The 17,040-nt window shown below is 72.9% G+C and carries 19 protein-coding genes; 10 read left to right on the top strand and 9 right to left on the bottom strand.

What is annotated here, in order from left to right; all coding sequences use genetic code 11:
• Positions 1-50: 50 nt before the first annotated feature.
• Complete coding sequence (locus FHX71_RS06635) at positions 51-707, top strand: hypothetical protein (protein WP_182614969.1); 657 nt, start codon at positions 51-53, stop codon at positions 705-707.
• A 3-nt stretch (positions 708-710) separates the two neighbouring features.
• Here FHX71_RS06635 and thrS read toward each other — a convergent pair whose 3' ends face one another.
• Both thrS and ypfJ read right to left on the bottom strand, forming a co-directional pair.
• On the bottom strand, positions 711-2,021 hold the full coding sequence (gene thrS, locus FHX71_RS06630; RefSeq protein ID WP_182614968.1) for a threonine--tRNA ligase: 1,311 nt from the start codon (positions 2,019-2,021) through the stop codon (positions 711-713).
• Between the two features lie 165 nt (positions 2,022-2,186).
• A complete protein-coding gene (gene ypfJ / locus FHX71_RS06625) occupies positions 2,187-3,074 on the bottom strand; it encodes a KPN_02809 family neutral zinc metallopeptidase (RefSeq protein WP_182614967.1) in 888 nt (295 codons plus the stop codon).
• 92 nt (positions 3,075-3,166) lie between these two features.
• On the opposite strand from ypfJ, the gene FHX71_RS06620 reads away from it, so the two are divergent.
• Positions 3,167-4,225 (top strand): MBL fold metallo-hydrolase, encoded by a 1,059-nt coding sequence (locus FHX71_RS06620; RefSeq protein ID WP_182614966.1) that lies wholly within the window; start codon positions 3,167-3,169, stop codon positions 4,223-4,225.
• 8 nt (positions 4,226-4,233) lie between these two features.
• Here FHX71_RS06620 and FHX71_RS06615 read toward each other — a convergent pair whose 3' ends face one another.
• The 3 genes from FHX71_RS06615 to FHX71_RS06605 form a co-directional block, all read right to left on the bottom strand.
• The gene (locus tag FHX71_RS06615) at positions 4,234-4,833 is read right to left on the bottom strand and encodes a hypothetical protein (protein WP_182614965.1); all 600 of its coding nucleotides are present in this window, start codon (positions 4,831-4,833) and stop codon (positions 4,234-4,236) included.
• Between the two features lie 214 nt (positions 4,834-5,047).
• The gene (locus tag FHX71_RS06610) at positions 5,048-6,490 is read right to left on the bottom strand and encodes a serine hydrolase domain-containing protein (RefSeq protein ID WP_182614964.1); all 1,443 of its coding nucleotides are present in this window, start codon (positions 6,488-6,490) and stop codon (positions 5,048-5,050) included.
• A gap of 104 nt (positions 6,491-6,594) precedes the next feature.
• A complete protein-coding gene (locus FHX71_RS06605; protein ID WP_182614963.1) occupies positions 6,595-7,239 on the bottom strand; it encodes a DedA family protein in 645 nt (214 codons plus the stop codon).
• A 127-nt stretch (positions 7,240-7,366) separates the two neighbouring features.
• Between FHX71_RS06605 and FHX71_RS29960 the strand changes: the two genes are divergently transcribed.
• From FHX71_RS29960 to FHX71_RS06585, 4 genes are all read left to right on the top strand, one after another.
• Positions 7,367-8,560: a sensor histidine kinase gene (locus tag FHX71_RS29960; protein WP_182614962.1), complete on the top strand. Its 1,194-nt coding sequence runs from the start codon at positions 7,367-7,369 to the stop codon at positions 8,558-8,560.
• A complete protein-coding gene (locus tag FHX71_RS06595; RefSeq protein ID WP_182614961.1) occupies positions 8,551-9,189 on the top strand; it encodes a response regulator transcription factor in 639 nt (212 codons plus the stop codon). Before FHX71_RS29960 ends, FHX71_RS06595 begins: the two co-directional genes overlap by 10 nt.
• A gap of 65 nt (positions 9,190-9,254) precedes the next feature.
• Positions 9,255-9,518 (top strand): DUF1905 domain-containing protein, encoded by a 264-nt coding sequence (locus FHX71_RS06590; protein ID WP_182614960.1) that lies wholly within the window; start codon positions 9,255-9,257, stop codon positions 9,516-9,518.
• A 45-nt stretch (positions 9,519-9,563) separates the two neighbouring features.
• A complete protein-coding gene (locus FHX71_RS06585) occupies positions 9,564-10,148 on the top strand; it encodes an NAD-dependent epimerase/dehydratase family protein (RefSeq protein WP_182614959.1) in 585 nt (194 codons plus the stop codon).
• Positions 10,149-10,171: 23 nt separating this feature from the next.
• Here FHX71_RS06585 and FHX71_RS06580 read toward each other — a convergent pair whose 3' ends face one another.
• Entirely contained in the window at positions 10,172-10,678 is a 507-nt protein-coding gene (locus FHX71_RS06580; protein ID WP_182614958.1) for an HAD domain-containing protein, read from the bottom strand.
• A 33-nt stretch (positions 10,679-10,711) separates the two neighbouring features.
• Positions 10,712-11,257: a hypothetical protein gene (locus FHX71_RS06575; RefSeq protein WP_182614957.1), complete on the bottom strand. Its 546-nt coding sequence runs from the start codon at positions 11,255-11,257 to the stop codon at positions 10,712-10,714.
• Positions 11,258-11,427: 170 nt separating this feature from the next.
• Here FHX71_RS06575 and argS point away from each other — a divergent pair, with 170 nt between their 5' ends.
• Both argS and FHX71_RS06565 read left to right on the top strand, forming a co-directional pair.
• Positions 11,428-13,206 carry an arginine--tRNA ligase gene (gene argS, locus FHX71_RS06570; protein ID WP_182614956.1) on the top strand — a complete coding sequence of 593 codons (1,779 nt, stop codon included), beginning with the start codon at positions 11,428-11,430 and terminating at the stop codon, positions 13,204-13,206.
• Positions 13,207-13,301: 95 nt separating this feature from the next.
• Positions 13,302-13,922, top strand: coding sequence for a TetR family transcriptional regulator (locus FHX71_RS06565; RefSeq protein ID WP_182614955.1), 621 nt, complete (start codon positions 13,302-13,304; stop codon positions 13,920-13,922).
• A gap of 57 nt (positions 13,923-13,979) precedes the next feature.
• On the opposite strand, the gene FHX71_RS06560 is transcribed toward FHX71_RS06565, so the two are convergent.
• Together FHX71_RS06560 and FHX71_RS06555 are read right to left on the bottom strand one after the other, a co-directional pair.
• Positions 13,980-14,723 (bottom strand): ASCH domain-containing protein, encoded by a 744-nt coding sequence (locus FHX71_RS06560; RefSeq protein ID WP_182614954.1) that lies wholly within the window; start codon positions 14,721-14,723, stop codon positions 13,980-13,982.
• A 91-nt stretch (positions 14,724-14,814) separates the two neighbouring features.
• The gene (locus FHX71_RS06555) at positions 14,815-15,402 is read right to left on the bottom strand and encodes a DUF4291 domain-containing protein (RefSeq protein WP_182614953.1); all 588 of its coding nucleotides are present in this window, start codon (positions 15,400-15,402) and stop codon (positions 14,815-14,817) included.
• 290 nt (positions 15,403-15,692) lie between these two features.
• Between FHX71_RS06555 and FHX71_RS06550 the strand changes: the two genes are divergently transcribed.
• Complete coding sequence (locus FHX71_RS06550; RefSeq protein WP_182614952.1) at positions 15,693-16,352, top strand: hypothetical protein; 660 nt, start codon at positions 15,693-15,695, stop codon at positions 16,350-16,352.
• A 199-nt stretch (positions 16,353-16,551) separates the two neighbouring features.
• Positions 16,552-17,010, top strand: coding sequence for an NUDIX hydrolase (locus tag FHX71_RS06545; RefSeq protein WP_182614951.1), 459 nt, complete (start codon positions 16,552-16,554; stop codon positions 17,008-17,010).
• The last annotated feature ends 30 nt before the right edge of the window (positions 17,011-17,040 follow it).

Below are 17,040 nucleotides of genomic sequence, written 5' to 3'. Positions count from 1 at the left end.
TTCACCGTCAGAACGCGCGCACATGGCAACGCGGACGTAACGTCCGCCCCATGGGCACTGAGACGACCAGCGTTCCAGTCACCGTCACCGACGCGCTGCCGCTGCTGCGCGCCGGCCGCCTGACGGGCGGTGACGACCTCACGGGCAACCGGCCGGCGAAGCACCTGATCGCCCGGCGGCGCACGTACTTCAAGCAGCACACCACGGCGGTCCTGCGCGGACGGCTGACCGGACGGCCCGACGAGTACCACCGCGAGATGCGGCGCCGGATCACCGGGGCGCGCGCCGCCGCGGCCGAGCTCTGGGAGCTCGTGGCCCGACGCCCCGCCTGGCGGGTGCTCCAGTCGGTCCAGGCCGACGGCGGCGCCCTGGAGCTCGACCAGCTCGTGATCGGGCCCGGCGGCGTCTTCACGATGCACACCATCTTCCGCCCGTCGCACGAGGTCACGGCCGAGGCCGCCTGGAACGAAGCGCGCCGCACCCAGGAGATCCTCGGCCGGGCCACGCGCGTGCCGGTCACGGTGACGCCCGTGATCGTCTTCGTCCGCACCAAGGAGCCCCGCGTGGTGGGCTCTCGCGAGGGCGTCGAGGTGCTCACCACGCGGGAGCTCGTGCCGTGGCTGGAGGACCGGCGGCCGGTGCTGACGGACCGCGAGCTGGAGATCGTCCACCTCGCGGCCCGCGACCGGCGCACCTGGGCGCGCTGAGGGTCAGAGGCACACGCGCGGCACCCGCCGACGCGCCGCGTCCGCGAGGCGGTCGCCCAGCTCCGCGAGGGGCACGGAGGCCTTCGCGCCCGACGCCGGGTCGGTCACCGCCACCGCGCCCGACGCCGCCTCACGCGCGCCGAGCACGCCCAGCAGCGCGTCCCGCCGCTCGCGGGCGAGCCGGATCCGGTTGCCCAGCGACCCGTCCCGTTCCACGCGGACGCGCAGGCCACGGGCCCGCAGGTCGGCGGCGACGTCGTCCACGAGCGCGTCCCCGCCGTCGGGCAGCGGGAGCAGGCAGACCTGCACGGGCGCGAGCCAGAAGGGGAGCCGGCCGCCGTGCCGCTCCAGGAGGAACGCGACCATCCGCTCCATGGCGCCGACGGTGCCGCGGTGGATCATCACGACCCGTTCGCGCTCCCCGGACGCGGCGACGTAGGTCAGGTCGAACCGTTCGGGCTGGTTGAAGTCGAGCTGCACGGTCGCGAGGGTCTCCTCGTGGCCGCGGGCGTCGAGCACCTGCACGTCGATCTTGGGGCCGTAGAACGCGGCCTCGCCGGCCTCGGCATGCCAGGGCAGGCCGGCGGGCGACGCGACGTCGTCGAGCACGACGCGCAGCGCCTCCTCGGCCGCGGCCCACTGCCCGGGCTCGCCGAGCCACTTCTGGGAGTCGTCACGGCCGGACAGGCGCAGGTACGACACGTCGATGCCCAGGGTGTCGAGCACCTCCAGCACGGCGACGACGGCGGTGCGCACCTCGGCGGCGACCTGGTCGGGGCGGCAGAAGACGTGCGCGTCGTCCAGGTTGATCTGCCGCACCCGGCTCAGCCCGGACAGCACCCCGGACCGCTCGGCGCGGAACATGGGCGCGAGCTCCGAGTACCGCACGGGCAGGTCGCGGTAGGAGCGCGGCTCGGACGCGTAGATCTGCGCGTGGTGCGGGCAGTTGGCGGGCCGCAGCACGAGGGGGTCGGCGTCGTCGTCGGGACCGCCGCCGAGGTACATCGGCGGGAACATGTCGTCGGCGAACTTGGCCCAGTGCCCCGACCGCTCGAAGAGGGAGCGCTTGCCGAGCACGGGCGAGTACACGGGCTCGCAACCGGTGCGCAGCGCGACCTCGCGCGCGTACTGCTCCAGCTCGTACCGGACGGCGGCACCGGCGGGCAGCCAGAGCGGCAGGCCGGGGCCGACGAGCGGGCTGGTGTCGAAGATCCGCATGTCCCGGCCGAGGTCGCGATGGTCGAGGACGGCGGGCCGTTCCGCGGCGTCCGGACGGCGATCGGGCGCCTGCTGGTTCGGTGCGTGGACGTTCATGGCATTGCTCCTTAGGAGGGAGGAGCCGCCCGGTTGCCGCCGTCGTGCATGACAAAGGCCCCGGAGCGAGCTCCGGGGCCTGGGTTGCTGGGTGCAGGTCAGCGCGCGCCGGAGGGGTCCGGCGTCGTCGTGCGTGCGCTGAGGTGCATGCCGCCCACCGTAACGTCAGAGGGTGCGGGCGTCCAGGGCGTTGCAGTCCTGGATGGTGCCGCCCTCGTAACCGATCGAGAACCACTTCACGCGCTGCTCGCTGGAGCCGTGGGAGAACGCCTCGGGGTTCACGTCGCCGCCGGAGCGGCGCTGGATGTTGTCGTCGCCGACGGCCGCGGCGGCGGACAGCGCCTGGTCCAGCTCGTCGCGGGTGATGGGCTCGAGGAACGTGACACCGGTGTCCGGGTCGACGGTGGTCGCGGCGTTGCCGGCCCACATCCCGGCGAGGCAGTCGGCCATGAGCTCGATGCGCACCGAGTCGGACTCCGGGCCGGTGCCCGACCGGTCGGCCCGCTCGAACAGCCCGAGCTGGTTCTCGATGTGGTGGCCGAACTCGTGCGCCGTCACGTACATCTCCGCCAGCGGCCCGCCCTCGGCACCGAACTGGCTGGAGAGCTGGTCGTAGAACGAGAGGTCCTCGTACACGGTGGTGTCGGCCGGGCAGTAGAACGGCCCCGTGGCCGACGTCGCGGAACCGCAGCCGGTGTCGACGGCGCCTTCGAAGCTGACGACCTCGGGCATCGCGTACTCGACGCCGCCCTGTGCCGGCAGCGTCTCGGCCCAGTACACGTCGAGCGAGTCGACGGCGGCGCTGAGGCGGCACTCGGGGTCGCTGTTGGCCTGCTCGGCCGTGCACTCACCGATGTAGCCCTGCTCGCCGCCGCCCCCGGAGTCCGTGGTGGTCCCCAGGATGTCGGCCGGGCTGTTGCCGGTCAGCACCATGTAGAGCAGCGCGATGACGAGCGCCGCGCCGCCGCCGACACCCGCGCCGACGGCGCCCCGGCGTCCGCCACCCTTGCGGACCCGGCCGCCCTCGAACTGCCCGCCCTCGCTGAAAGTCACCTGACAACGCTACCGCGACCGGGCAGGCCGCGGGCCCGCACCGCGGTGGCGAGCGACCGGCGAAGCTCCGGGACCGTCCGTACGATCGGCCCATGGACCTGCTGCGACATGCTGAGCTCTCGCGCCGCGCCGTCCTCGCCGCGGCGGCGCTCGTCCCCCTGGCCGGTTGTGTGCGGGAGGCGTCGGGCCCTTCCGGGGGCTCGGAGAGCGCGCCGGGTGGCGCGTCGCCGTCATCGGCGTCGTCGGCGGCCGGAGGGTCCGGGGCGGAACCGTCGCCGTCCGACACCGCCTCGGGCGATGCCGACGTGGACCTGGGCGACGGCACGCCGGCCGAGCAGGCCGCCCGGCTCGCGGGCGACGACCCCGTGCTCCTCGCGCTGATCGCGGCGTTCACGCCCGGCTGGCTCCCGCCGGAGGCCCCGGACCCGGAGCCGACCCGGATCTTCGACAACGTGACCGTGGTCGGCACCGACTTCGTCTCCGCGACGGCCGTGGAGACGTCCGACGGTGTGATCCTGATCGACGCGCTGGAGTCGCGGGACCAGGCCGCCGACATCCTGGTCCCTGAGCTCAGGTCGCTGGGCGTGGACCCCGCGCGCATCAAGTACGTGGTGGTGGCGCACGGGCACGCCGACCACTTCGGCGGGGCCCAGTACCTCGCGGACCGCTACGGCGCCCGCGTGCTGATGAGCCCGACCGACTGGGACGTGGCCGCCGCGGACGACTCGCCCGACGTCCCCGCGCGTGACCTGGACATCGCCGACGGGCAGAAGCTCACCCTGGGCGGGACCACGATGACGCTCCCCTACACGCCGGGACACACCCCGGGCACTGTCTCGCCGGTCTTCCCCGTGTGGTGGAAGGGGCGGCGGCACACGGCGATGCTCTGGGGCGGGACCGGGCTCCCCGAGCCGACGTCGGGCAAGCGCGACTACCTGCGTTCCGTGACCGACTACGCCGCGCTGATGCGGCGCGCCCGTGTGGACGTCGAGCTGAGCAACCACGCCCAGACCGACTACGGCCTGGAGCGCCTGCGGGCGCTGCGCGACGGGACCGCCGACGGCCAGAACCCGTTCGTCCTGGGGCGGGCCCGCGCGCAGCGCTTCATGCGGGTCCTGGAGCTGATGGTGCGGGACACGCTCCAGGCCTAGGCGGCTTTTCAGCAGAGGTCGATCTTCCAGACCGGGTTCCAGTTGACGTTCTTCCCGGTGAGCGCGCCGATGCTGTCGACCTGCGAGTTGTCGGCCCGCAGGAGCCGCACGGCCACGTTCTGGCTGTTCTGCGCGTAGACCGTGCCCGTGAAGTTGGTCAGCTCGTAGTACTGCCCGGCCGGCAGGCAGTAGTACAGCGCGTACGCGGACCAGAGACCGTCGGCCTCCTGATTGCGCACGCACAGGTGGTAGAGCGGGCAGTCCCCGACCATCTGCTCCGACTGCGTCGCGCTCAGGTTGGTCTCGACGATGGCCGGCTTCGGCCAGATGGACGGGTCGCCCTTGAGCAGGGCGGCCTGCACCGGGCCGCTGTCGGCCGACGCCGGAGCGGTGACGGTCGCCGGGCTCCCTGCCCGCTGGTCGGCGACGGCCGGCGCCGCCACACTCACCGCGAAGGCCGACAGCAGGGCGACCAGCACGGCGATCAGCCGCCGTGCCGGCCGGACTCCGCCGCCGCTGTTCGTGCCGCCGACCGGGCGGTCCTGCCTCGCCGCGAGGTACCTGCCCCCGCCGGTGCCTGTGCTCGTCGTGGTGCTGGATCTGGTCATCTGTCTCAGCTCTCCCCGTGTCACCTCAGCAGCTGGATCTCAGGCCGGGGCAAACGTAGGTCGCGCCGAGACACGTTCCTAGGTGATTCGGTGCGGGCCGAAAGACGCCTGGCGACTGTATTTCCGCCCGCACCGGGGACTCTTCTACCGGCTGCCGTCCCGGGGCCGCCGCCCCCCGAGCCGGCTACCACTAACCGGGCTAGCGCGAACCGGGCTACCTCGCGGACCGCTTGCGGAACTCCTCCACCGGCCAGGACGTCATCGCACCGATGCGCACCGACACGATCGCGCCGTCGGCGTCCCGCTCGGTCTGGACCGGCTCGCCGACCGTGCCGAACCCGGCCACGGGCTCCTGCACCAGCCGGCCGTCGGACACGACCAGCCGCTGCGCGACCTCGGCCGGCTCGGCGGCGCGCACGTTGATCGCGTGCAGGATGCCGCCGAGGTCCACGACGTCGGACACGCCCCAGAGGTTGGCAAAGCGCCCGACAGGCGCGTCCGCCGGGACGCCCGGCACCGGGTCGCCGCCGTTGCCGGAGGTGGCTGAGGCGGTGCCCGAAGTCGCTGCCGAGGCCGCGACCTCGTCCGCCGCCGCGAGCGCCAGGTTGATGAGCTGGATGACGCCGTTGGCGATCTGCCCGGCGGTGCCGTCGACGGAGTTGGTGAGCGAGGAGACGACGATGCCGTCGACGGGGTCGATCCAGGTGCGGGTGATGTGCCCGGGGTACCCGCCGGAGTGCCCGACGACCTCGCGGTCTCCGACCTTGCCGACCTCGATGCCGACGCCGTAGCGGCCGAGCTGCTTGCCGCGCACCGTGACGCGGGACTCGTCGCGCTGCATGAGGCGCTTGCTGGCGTCGCTGATGAGCGTGGTGTCGCCGTGGACGTGGGCCGCGCCGTAGCGGACCATCTCCAGCGCGGTGGAGTACCAGCCGGTCGCGGCGGCCATGGCGCGGGTGTCGACGTGCGGGATGACCCGGCGCGCGTCGCCGTGGGCGATGCGGCCGGTGTGGCCGGCGGCGTACTCGGCGGCGCGGGCGGGGTCCAGCTCGGTGCCGGTCCGCGTCAGGCCCAGCGGCTCGACGACGGCGACGCGTGCCACCTCGTCGTACGTCTTGCCGGTGACGCGCTCGATGATGATGCCGAGCAGGCTGTACCCGATGTTCGTGTACTTGAAGTGCTCGTTCGGCTCGAACACGACGCCCTCGGCGCGCACGCACTCCAGCACCTCGTCGCGGTCGAGGAAGGGGCGGGAGTGCTGCCAGAAGTCGCCGTCGGAGGAGTCGCGGATGATCCCGGCCTGGTGGCCGAGCAGCTCCCGGACGGTGACGCCGGCGGCGCGCGAGCCGTCGAGCTCCGGCACGAGGTCACCCGCCCGGTCGTCGAGCCGCAGCTCGCTGCGCTCCACGAGCTGCATCACCAGCACGCCGGTGAACGTCTTGGAGTGCGACGCGACGCGGAACAGGTGGTCGCTGGTGAGGTCCTCCCCCGTCTCCACGTCGGCCTTCCCCCAGGCCAGGTCGACGAAGACCTCACCGCGCCGGCCGACGGCGAGCTGGAGGCCGGGGATGCCGTGGTACGCGGCCTGGAACGAGGCCCAGTCGGCGAGGTAGGGGGCGATCGAGCGGAGGGTCTGGGCGGTGCGGTCCTCGGTCAACAGGGGTCCTCTCGGCGTGGTGGTGTCGGCTGCATGATGCCTGATCGGTATTTCGGCGGGGTGAGCAGGACGGTGCCCGGACGTCCGGGTGTGCCGCCGTCCGGTCAGCGCTGGCGGGCGTGCTTCGGCCGGTCCGGGTTGCGCAGGGTCTTGAACAGCCACCACACGATCAGGAGGACGACCGCGACGATGACGACCTTCTGGAACACGCCGACGCTCTCCTCGACGATGTGCCACTGGTCGCCCAGCAGGTAGCCGGCGCCGACGAGCAGGGTGTTCCACACACCGGAGCCGATCGTCGTGAAGAGCAGGAAGCGTGTCATCGGCATGCGTTCCACGCCGGCCGGTATGGAGATGAGGCTGCGCACGATCGGGATGACCCGGCCGATGAGGACCGCCCAGTCACCGTGCTTGTTGAACCAGGCCTCGGCCTTGTCCACGTCCTCGAGCTTCACCAGGGGCATCCGGTCCACGATGCTGCGCAGACGGTCGCGGCCGAGCCATGCGCCGAGCCCGTAGAGAAGGACCGCGCCGACCACGGAACCCGCCGTCGTCCAGATGAGCACGTGCCACAGCACGAGCGTGCCCTGCGCGGCTGTGAAGCCTGCCAGCGGCAGGATCACCTCGCTCGGCAGGGGCGGGAAGAGGTTCTCGAGGGCGATCGCTACGCCTGCGCCCGGTGCGCCGAGGGTCTCCATGAGCCCGACGGCCCAGTCGGCGACGGTCGTGGCGAAGCTTTGTGTCGTCATGCCCCTACGCTATTCGGCTCCGAGGGGTGGACGAACTGCGGGTCTCCGTAACGTCGTGCGGGTATGCCGCAGGTGACGTGTGGTTTTCCGCAGTCCGCCCCGCCGCCGTCCTCCATATCCTGGCAACGTGACCCCAGCCCCCACCGCCCCGCACAGCACCCCCGCACGCGTGCTGTGGGGTGCGGCCCTCGGGGCCCTCACCTGGCCCGTCGACCTGTTCTGCGCCGTGCTGGCGCTGCTCACGGCGCGCCGTCGGGCACCGCTGGCGCCGGTGCGCGCCGTGGTCACCCTGCACCGCGGGCGCACGGTCCGCTTCCTCGACTGGTCCGACGGCGGCGCACCGGTCACCTCCCGGCGCGCCGCCGCCTACCTGGCACTGCGCGTCGGGATGAGCTCGCTCAGCATGCTGGTGCTGGGGCTGCTGGCGTACGGGCTGTTCGGGGTGGTCGTGAGCCTGGCGTCCTGGCTGTTCGACGTGCGGCTCACCGTCGACGCGGCGTTCCAGGGCGACGGCCTGTCGACGTCGGACGTGCTCGTGCTGGTCCCCATCGGCAGCATCCTGCTGTACCTGGACCTGATGGGCCTGTTCGGCGTCGGCCTCCTGGACCGTTGGACCGCCGCGCGGTGGCTCGCCCCGAGCCGCAGCGAGCGCCTGGAGGCGCAGGTCGAGGAGCTGACCGTGAGCCGCGCCGACCTACTGTCGGCCCTCGACGCCGAGCGGGGCCGGATCGAGCGCGACCTGCACGACGGCGTCCAGCAGCGCGCGGTCGCCCTCGGGCTGCTGGTGAACCGGGCGCGGCGGCTCTCCGGGCCCGAGGCGGCCGGCTCCCTGCTGCTCGAGCAGGCCGGCCGGGAGGCGGAGCAGCTGGTGACGGACCTGCGCGACGTCGCCTGGCGGGTGCGGCCCACGACCCTGGACACGCACGGTCTGGAACCCGTGCTGCGACAGCTCGTGTCGCACGCCGCCGTACCGACGGTGCTGGACTGGGACGTGCCGGTCCGTCCACCCGGTGAGGTGGAGACGACCGTGTACTACGTGGTGGCCGAGACGCTGACGAACGTGGCGAAGCACTCGGGGGCGGACGGTGCGCGGGTCTCGGTCTCGCTCGACGGCCCGGCCCGTGCGGGAGATGACCGCGAGCGCCAGGACGCCGCCGTGCACGTGGTGATCAGCGACGACGGCGTCGGCGGCGCCGTGGTGCGCCCGGGCCACGGGCTCGCCGGCCTGGCCGGGCGGGTGGCCGCGGCAGGCGGCACGCTGGCGCTCACGAGCCCCGCGGGCGGGCCCACACGCGTCGAGGTGGTGCTGCCGTGCGCGTGATGCTCGCCGAGGACTCCGCCCTGCTGCGGGAGGGCATCCGCAGCCTCCTGACCGACGAGGGGCACGACGTCGTCGCCGCATACGGCACCGCCGACGAGCTGCTGAGCCGGCTGGCGGCCGAGCGGCCCGACGTCGTCGTCGTCGACGTGCGCATGCCGCCCACCCACACCGACGAGGGCGTGCGGGCCGCGGTGCAGATCCGGGAGCGCTGGCCGGAGGTGGGCATCCTCGTGCTCTCGCAGTACGTCGAGCGGCAGTTCGCGCAGGTGCTGCTGGGCGACGGGGCGCGCGCCGTCGGCTACCTGCTGAAGGACCGGGTGATGGGCGTGGACGACTTCCTCGACGCGCTGGACCGGGTGCGGTCCGGCGGCCTGGTCCTGGACCCGGACGCGGTGGGGCAGCTCTTCCGGGACACGACGCACCGGCTCGAGATGCTGAGCGAGCGGGAGCGGGAGGTCCTGGGGCTCATGGCCGAGGGGCGCACCAACGCCGGCATCGTGCGGGCGCTGTTCATCTCGACGTCGGCGGTGGAGAAGCACTCGAACGCGATCTTCGACAAGCTGGGGTTGCTGGCGGAGGACGGGTACAACCGGCGGGTCCTGGCGATCCTGCGGTGGCTGGAGTCGTGACGGCGAGCGGCACCCGCACCGCCGTGCCATGGTGATGGCCCGACTCCTGAGCGGACGGTCCCTTCATGGACGAGCAGTTCACCGCGACACTGCAGAAGAGCCCGAGCGAGGGCGGCTGGACGTACGTCGTCTGGCCGAGGTCCGTCGAGTTCTTCGGGACGCGCGGCCTGGTCAAGGTCCGGGGCACCATCAACGGGCACCCGTTCCGGAGCTCGTTCATGGCACTGGGCGACGGCACGCACAAGCTGCCCGTCAAGGCGGACGTGCGCAAGGCGATCGGCAAGGACGAGGGCGACACGGTGACCGTCGTCCTGCAGGAGCGGCTGTAACGAGCAGCGGTTGAACGGATCGCGGAGCGTTCCTAGGGTGCTCCGATGCGCATCTTCCTGGCCGGCGCGACCGGCGTGATCGGTTCCCGGCTGCTGCCCCTGCTCGTCGCGGCCGGTCACGACGTCGCGGGGACCACACGCTCGCCCGACCGCGCAGGCATGATCGAGCGGCTCGGCGGCAGTCCGGTCGTCGTCGACGTCTACGATCTCGACGCGCTGACCGCGACGGTCTCCGACGCCAAACCCGACCTGGTGATGCACCAGCTCACCGACCTGCCCGACGACGCCGCGGCGATCCCGGCGCGCGCCGCCGCGAACTCGCGCATCCGCACCGAGGGCACCGCCAACCTCCTGACGGCGGCACGAGCTGCCGGTGCGTCCCGGGTGCTCGCCCAGTCCATCGCGTGGACGCCGTCCGGGCGGGGCGACGCCGTCGCACGGCACGAGGCCGCCGTGCTGGACGTGGGCGGCGTCGTGGTGCGCTACGGACAGCTCTACGGTCCGGGCACGTACTACGCGACGGAGCCGCCCACGCACCCGCGGATCCACGTGGACGACGCGGCGCGGCGGACGGTGCCGCTGCTGGAGGCGACGTCAGGCATCGTGGTCCTGGCCGACCCGGCGACCTGATCGTTTCACTCCCCCAGATCCGGTCAGCCGCGCAGGCCGAGCACCCATTCGGCGATCGACGCCAGGTCCGCAGCAACAACCCCCGTGGCCGACTCCACCTCGTGCAGCAGGGCCGCACCCGGGTGCTCCTCGGCGACCCACCGACGGTCCGCGTCCCCGATCACGTCGTCGAGCCAGACGAACGGCCGACCCTGCGCGATGCGCACCAGCGCGCTCGTCTTCCACTGCAGACGGTCGGGTCCGACGTCACCGGCGTACGCAGGCAGGTCGGCGACAGGTAGGCGCGGCAGGCCCAGCAGGGGCGCGATCACGTCGTTCGCGCGGTCCATCCATGCCGTGGCCCACACGAGGTCGCACCCCAGGCCCGCGAGCAGCGGACCCAGCGACCGGTCGACCCGTTCCAGGAAGGGGTTGGACGACGCCGTCCAAACCTCCGGCGGCCCCGGCACCGCAGGACCGGCCGGGCCGCCGAACGGGAGCAGCGTGCCGTCCACGTCGAGGAACAGGATCGGTCGCAGTCGATCAGCCATCCGGGCACGGTAGGTCGACGACGCCGTTCGGGCCTAGCGCCGACGCGACCCCGACCCGCCGTCCCGGTGGATCAGGCTCGAGCTGGTCGACAGCCTCCGCACGCCCATCCGGGAGCGCGCCGCCGCATAGAAGTCGTCCCGAGCCCGGCGAAGCAGGAGTGCCTGGCCGTCCCACCCGTCCAGGTCGAACTCCGCGTCGTCGCCCGCACGGGCGAACACCTCCAGCCGATGAGCGGCGACCCGCATCCTGCGCGCGGCGTCCACGGTGTCGGCGTCCGCCAGCAGGCAGAGCTCCTCCCACGCATCGGTCACCGCACGATCGATCTCCTCGCCGGTCAGACGCGCGAGCCCGGCGTCCAGATCGACGGGCGGCGTCGTGGCACCGGGCCGGTGCCCGGCGGTCATCCCGGCGATGAGCTGCGAGTACCTGCGCAGCGCCCTCGTGTACTGGAGGCACGCGTCGTAGAACCGCTCGCGGCGCCATCGGGCGGCGTCCGTGACCATGGTCGTGGCCAACGTGCCGATCACGCCGAGCGTCACACCGATCAGGGCGGGTAGCTGCACCAGAAGGTTGTCCACCGCGCCAGCATGACATCACGCCCATATCGGGCAGGCGCGCAGCGCCAAGACCACGCCGTCCGCCAAAAAGACCCCGCCCGCGACCCACCCTCTTCCTAGACTGACCCGATCCACCCGCCTGCCAGAGCAACGCGAGGCACGGCGAGCCCCCAACCCGAAAGGCCCAACGCGTGTCCCACGTCGTCGCGATCAAGGACCAGGTGGAGGCGGCCGTCCAGGCCGCCCTGTCCCAGGCGCTCCCGGCCGAGCTGGCCGACGCCGACCCCGTGGTCCGACGATCCGACCGTGCCGACTTCCAGTCGAACGGGCCGCTGGCCGTCGCCAAGCGCGCCGGGCGCGCGCCGCGCGACCTCGCATCAGCGACAGCCGCCCATCTCGCCGCGCCCACGACCATCGGCGGGGCCGCACCCGCAGGCAGCATCACGCCCGAGGTCTCCGGCCCCGGCTTCCTCAACCTGACCGTCCCGGCCGCCACGATCTGGCAGCAGGTCGCCGCCCGCCTGACCGCCGAGAACCTCGGCGTCGCCACGTCGCGCACCGGCGAGCGCACCGTCATCGACTACTCGGCGCCCAACGTCGCCAAGGAGATGCACGTCGGCCACCTGCGCTCGACGATCATCGGCGACACGCTCGCCCGCGTCCTCGCGCACCTGGGCGCCGAGGTCACCCGGCAGAACCACGTCGGCGACTGGGGCACCCAGTTCGGGATGCTCATCCAGTTCATCGACGAGCATCCCGAGCGGACGTGGCAGGGCGAGGGCTCGATGTCGGCGCTCGACGCCCTCTACCGCGCGGCCCGCGCGGAGTTCAACAGCGACCCCGGTTTCGCCGACCGCTCCCGCGAGCGCGTGGTCGCCCTCCAGTCCGGAGACGCCGCCACGCTGGCCACCTGGCGGGAGCTCGTCGCCGAGTCCGAGACCGCGTTCCAGGCCGTCTACGACCGCCTCGGCATCCTGCTCGCCCCGGCCGACGCCGACGGCGAGTCCCGCTACAACGCCGACCTGCCCGGGATCGTCGACGAGCTCACGGCGCAGGGCATCGCCGTCGACTCGGGCGGCGCCCTCTGCGCGTTCACGGACGGCGTCGTCGGCCCGGACGGCGACCCCGTGCCGCTCATCGTGCGCAAGAAGGACGGCGGCTTCGGCTACGCCGCGACCGACCTCGCCACGCTGCGCCTGCGCGTGGACGAGTACCGGGCCACGCGCATCCTCTACGTCGTCGACGCGCGGCAGGCCCTGCACTTCCGGATGGTCTTCGACGTCGCCCGCCGCGCCGGCTGGCTGCCCGACGACGTCGCCGCGACCCACGTCCCGTTCGGCACCGTGCTGGGCGCGGACGGCAAGCCGTTCAAGACGCGCGACGGCGGCACCGTGCGCCTGAACGACCTCCTGGACCAGGCCGTCGAGCGCGCCCGCGCGGAGCTGGCCCAGAAGGACCACGGGCTGACGTCGGAGGAGTTCGAGCACGTCGCGCAGTCGGCGGGCATCGGCGCGGTCAAGTACGCCGACCTGTCGAACACCCGCACCAAGGACTACGTCTTCGACGTCGACCGCATGGTGGCGCTGAACGGCAACACCGGCGTCTACCTCCAGTACGCGCACGCGCGCGTGCGCTCGATCCTGCGCAAGGCGGCCGACGCCGGGGTCACGCTCGGCGTGCCCGTCGACCCGGCACTCGCCCTGCACCCCGCCGAGCGGGCGCTCGCCCTGACGCTGGACGAGCTCGCGGCGACCCTGGACGACGTCGCCGAGACCCTCGAACCGCACCGCCTCGCCGGCTACCTGTTCGGCCTGGCCCGCGCGTACACCGAGTTCTACGACCAGTGCCCGGTCCTGCGCGCGGACGACGACGGCGTCCGCGCCAACCGCCTGGCGCTGTGCGACCTGACGGGCCGCACGCTGGCGACCGGACTGGACCTGCTGGGCCTCGCCGCGCCCGACCGCATGTGACGACGTCCGCCCCGGCCCACCACGGGCCGGGGCGGGCAACATACGCCGCTCCTGTCAGAGCCTGACACAAGTGTCATCGGCGCTACCCTAGGGCCATGTCGAGCACGACGAGCAGCGGACCGAGCAGCGGCCAGACCCTGCGCGAGATCAGCCGCGACGCCGTGCGCGCGCGCATCACCGAGATCGCGCTGGAGATGTTCGCCGAGCGCGGGTTCGAGCAGGTGACCGTCGAGCAGATCGCCGCCGAGGCCGGCATGTCCGCCCGCACGTTCCACCGCTACTTCCCCGCCAAGGAGGACGTCGTCATCGGCGACCCGGCACGCGGCGGCGAGTTCGTCCGCGGCGTCCTGGCCGACCGCCCCCAGGACGAGCCTGTCTGGGACTCGCTCCGCCTCGCCTTCGACGCTCTCGTCACCCAGGCACCCCCCGGGGGCGGGGACGACGAGCGCGGCAAGCGCTCCATGCGCGTGCTCGTCAGCGCCGCCTCGCTCCGGGCCCGCAGCCTGGAGAAGCACCTCCTGTGGGCACGCATGCTCACGCCGCTCGTCGCCGCCCGCCTGCCCGACGACGACGCCGCGCTCCGGGCGGAGATCATCGTCCAGTCGGCCCTCGCCTGCTTCGACGTCGCGCTCACCACCTGGGCGAACGCCGACGACGGCACCACCGCGAGCGAGCTGCTCGACCGGAGCTTCGCGACGCTCCGCCCGCAGGTCTAGCGCCGCACGCCCGGAACGGCGGGCGTCAGCGACGGATCGAGGTCTTATCGGCCGGGGTCAGCCCGGGTCGACGGTCCGGAAGCGCACGAAGTCGACCGTGTCGTCGTCCCGGATGTCGGGGTAGTAGTACGTCCGGAGCGCCGCCCGCAGCTCGTCGGCCACGCACCCCTCCAACGCGGCCTGGGCGTCGGTGATGTCCGCGAACCGGAGGTGCTCCACGGAGTCGACCACACCGGGCAGCGCCCGGTACCGGTCGTCGAACTCGAACATCAGCGTGACGGGCCCCGGGACGGTCGGATCCTCGAACCGGGTCGTGGCGGTCTTGCCGCCGTCGACGACGCTCCCCCAGTGCTGCGGGCTGAACCGCAGCAGCCGCGGCGGGTCCGCGTCCGGGTGCTGGTACGCGTGCGGGAGCAGGTCGCGGGCGGGGACCGAGAACCACTCACCGCCGTCGGACACGATCACGCGGGAGTCGGGCTGCTGGTCGAGCAGCACCTGGCGACAGCGCCCGCACGGACCGATGACGCCGCGGCCCCCGTCGCCGACCGCGACGATCAGCGCGATCGGGCCGGAACCGGCGGCGGCCGCCGTGCCGAGCGCCACGAGCTCGGCGCACGGCCCGCCCGTGAAGTGGCCGACGTTGGCACCGGTGTGGATGTCGCCGTGGACGTCCATCACCGCCGACGCCACGGTGTGCAGGTACGCGTCGTCCCCGGGGAGGCGGGACACGACCTCCTGCGCGGCGTCGATCAGACGCCGTTCGGCCGCGGTCAGGGCAGGGTCGGTCGCCGTCGTCGTCATGGGCGGGATCGTGACACGTTCGGCGGCCGCGCGCCGAGGGATTTCCCTGCGCCCGCGCGCCCGCCCGCCCGTCGGCCCGCGCGCGAAGGCCCTACCCGTCCGCGCCGATCCGCGCCGCCACCTCCGGCGGCAGCGCGTACGGCGTCTCGCGCGGCAGGTCGGGCGAGCCGCCCGCCGTCAGCTCGGCGCGCCAGGCGCGGACCTGGTCGGTGACGTCCGTCAGCCCGACGACCCACTCGCCGACGTAGGCGTCTACGGCGCTGCCGCCGATCCCGACCTGCAGCGACCGGTGCTCCAGCGCGCCGCCCTCCGGGGTCCGCTCCGGGTCCCACTGCACCCGGACCGGGCTGGACGCCTTCTGCTCGGCCCACGCCGCGGCGTCGTCGTGCAGCGAGCGGTCGAAGTGGCTCAGGGCGGCCAGGCCGAGCGCCTGCTCGAAGCCGGACCGCGACATGCGGACCGCGAGGACCCGCTCCTGGCCGGGCTTGGTCGCCCAGCCGCAGCGGTACATCATCCAGCAGAACGACGGCTTGACCCAGGTCATCCGCTCGCGCTTGAAGGGCGGCACGAAGCGGCCGGCACGCAGGGCGGCGTCGGCGATCGCGGGCGGGTAGGCCTGGTAGACGGTGAGGGTGTCGGCGTCGTGGACGGCGCGCACCTGTCGCTTCGGGATGCTCATCGGGAGGGACGGTACGCATCCGGACGGACGGCGACCACGGGATTTCCCGCCCTGGAACCACCCAGACGGCGTCCAGGCGACAACGGGATATCACGGTTGTGATGTCTGGGTTACGGCCATTAATGGCGGACTGCCGGATGGTTCGGTCCTGGAATGTCTGGTTTTAATCGACGTAACCCCGATCGCTTTCCGATTGACAGGGTGAAAAACCCGCCTGACGCTGTTTCGCGGTGCACCACGCCCGCGTGGAACACCATTTGTTCCAGCGGAGCGATTCGAGGGGAAACACCATGATCCGAGGATTCCGTGTCATCAGTCGGGCAGGAACAGTTCTGGCCATCTCGGCCGGCCTGGCCTGCACGGCGGCAACAGGTGCGAGCGCGATGGTGCTGCCCGGGGCGACCGCCCCCACGGCACACCTGATCGGCGCGACCGACCCGGTCGACGCCCCAGCAGCCGAGGCTCCCGTCGACGCTCCAGCCGCGGAAGCACCGGCCGACGCGCCGGCCGTGGACGCCCCGGCGGACGTGCCCGTACCCGACGTTCCCGTCGACGCGCCCGTCCCGGACGTCCCGGTGGACGCGCCGGTCCCGGACGTTCCGGTCGACGCCCCCGTGCCGGACGTGCCGGTCGACGCGCCGGTCCCTGACCTGCCCGTCGACGCGCCGGTGCCCGACCTGCCCGTCGACGCCCCCGTGCCCGACCTGCCGGTCGACGCGGTCCCGAGCCTTCCGGTCGACGCCCCGATCCCCGACCTCCCGGTCGACGACCTGCCCGTCCCGGACCTGCCGGTCGACGACCTGCCGATCCCGGACCTCCCGGTCCCGCTGCCGACCGACGGCCTGCTGAGCTCGCTGCTCGACGCCGTCGGCGGGCTGCTCAGCACCCTGCTGGGCGCCCTCGGTGGCGGCCTGCCCGTGCCGCTGCCGGTCCCCCTGCCCGTGGGATGAGCATGACGGCGGCGTCAGCGCCGTGAGAAACAACTGAGATGCACGGGTGAGGCCCTTTTCCGGAACTCCGGAAAAGGGCCTCACCGCTTTTCTGAACAACCGTCCAGAAAAGTTGAACAATCGTCCAGGAATTCGGCCGACGGCGCGGCCCGGACTACCTGAGACAGTGCGCGGCCCGCGAGTGCGATAGGACGGTCCCATGCTCAGCACCCGCTCCCCCGAAGAGCCCTACCTGGTCGAACGCGACCCCGGCTACTTCGAGTACCAGCTCCCGGTCTCGGTCAAGGCGGTGGTCGCCTGGCGTGGCCGGCTGCCCCTGCTGCGCAACGAGCGCGACGAGTGGGAGCTGCCCGGCGGCAAGCTCGACCTCGGCGAAGAGCCGGCGCAGTGCCTCGCCCGCGAGATCGAGGAGGAGCTCGCCTGGGACGTCACGGTCGGCGAGCCCGTCCACAGCTGGGTGTACCGGGTCCTCCCCCACCGCCACGTCTTCGTCCTGACCTTCCTCGCGACCTACGACGGCGACGCCGCGCCCGTCGTCAGCGACGAGCACCAGGAGCTGGTGCTCGTGACGCCCGAAGAGGCCGACGCGCTGCGGATGCCCGCCGGCTACCGGGCGGCGATCCGGCTGGCGGTCGAGCGGGGGCATCTCCGCGCATGACCCGCGCACGACGGCACCGCGTCGACCGAA

The sequence above is a fragment of the Promicromonospora sukumoe genome, assembly GCF_014137995.1.
Taxonomy (GTDB): Bacteria; Actinomycetota; Actinomycetes; order Actinomycetales; family Cellulomonadaceae; genus Promicromonospora; species Promicromonospora sukumoe.
The sequence above is the reverse complement of the archived record's forward strand: the minus strand, read 5'-3'. Positions and strand labels throughout refer to the sequence as shown.

What these genes read in the sequence shown, in the direction of transcription:
- FHX71_RS06580 (WP_182614958.1), bottom strand. Translation starts at nt 10,678, where the DNA reads ATGGCTGATCGACTGCGACCGATCCTGTTCCTCGACGTGGACGGCACG.
- FHX71_RS06560 (WP_182614954.1), bottom strand. Translation starts at nt 14,723, where the DNA reads ATGACGACGACGGCGACCGACCCTGCCCTGACCGCGGCCGAACGGCGT.
- FHX71_RS06555 (WP_182614953.1), bottom strand. Translation starts at nt 15,402, where the DNA reads ATGAGCATCCCGAAGCGACAGGTGCGCGCCGTCCACGACGCCGACACC.
- FHX71_RS06615 (WP_182614965.1), bottom strand. Translation starts at nt 4,833, where the DNA reads ATGACCAGATCCAGCACCACGACGAGCACAGGCACCGGCGGGGGCAGG.
- FHX71_RS06545 (WP_182614951.1), top strand. Translation starts at nt 16,552, where the DNA reads ATGCTCAGCACCCGCTCCCCCGAAGAGCCCTACCTGGTCGAACGCGAC.
- FHX71_RS06550 (WP_182614952.1), top strand. Translation starts at nt 15,693, where the DNA reads ATGATCCGAGGATTCCGTGTCATCAGTCGGGCAGGAACAGTTCTGGCC.
- FHX71_RS06605 (WP_182614963.1), bottom strand. Translation starts at nt 7,239, where the DNA reads ATGACGACACAAAGCTTCGCCACGACCGTCGCCGACTGGGCCGTCGGG.
- FHX71_RS06620 (WP_182614966.1), top strand. Translation starts at nt 3,167, where the DNA reads ATGGACCTGCTGCGACATGCTGAGCTCTCGCGCCGCGCCGTCCTCGCC.
- FHX71_RS06585 (WP_182614959.1), top strand. Translation starts at nt 9,564, where the DNA reads ATGCGCATCTTCCTGGCCGGCGCGACCGGCGTGATCGGTTCCCGGCTG.
- thrS (WP_182614968.1), bottom strand. Translation starts at nt 2,021, where the DNA reads ATGAACGTCCACGCACCGAACCAGCAGGCGCCCGATCGCCGTCCGGAC.
- FHX71_RS06565 (WP_182614955.1), top strand. Translation starts at nt 13,302, where the DNA reads ATGTCGAGCACGACGAGCAGCGGACCGAGCAGCGGCCAGACCCTGCGC.
- FHX71_RS06590 (WP_182614960.1), top strand. Translation starts at nt 9,255, where the DNA reads ATGGACGAGCAGTTCACCGCGACACTGCAGAAGAGCCCGAGCGAGGGC.
- FHX71_RS06635 (WP_182614969.1), top strand. Translation starts at nt 51, where the DNA reads ATGGGCACTGAGACGACCAGCGTTCCAGTCACCGTCACCGACGCGCTG.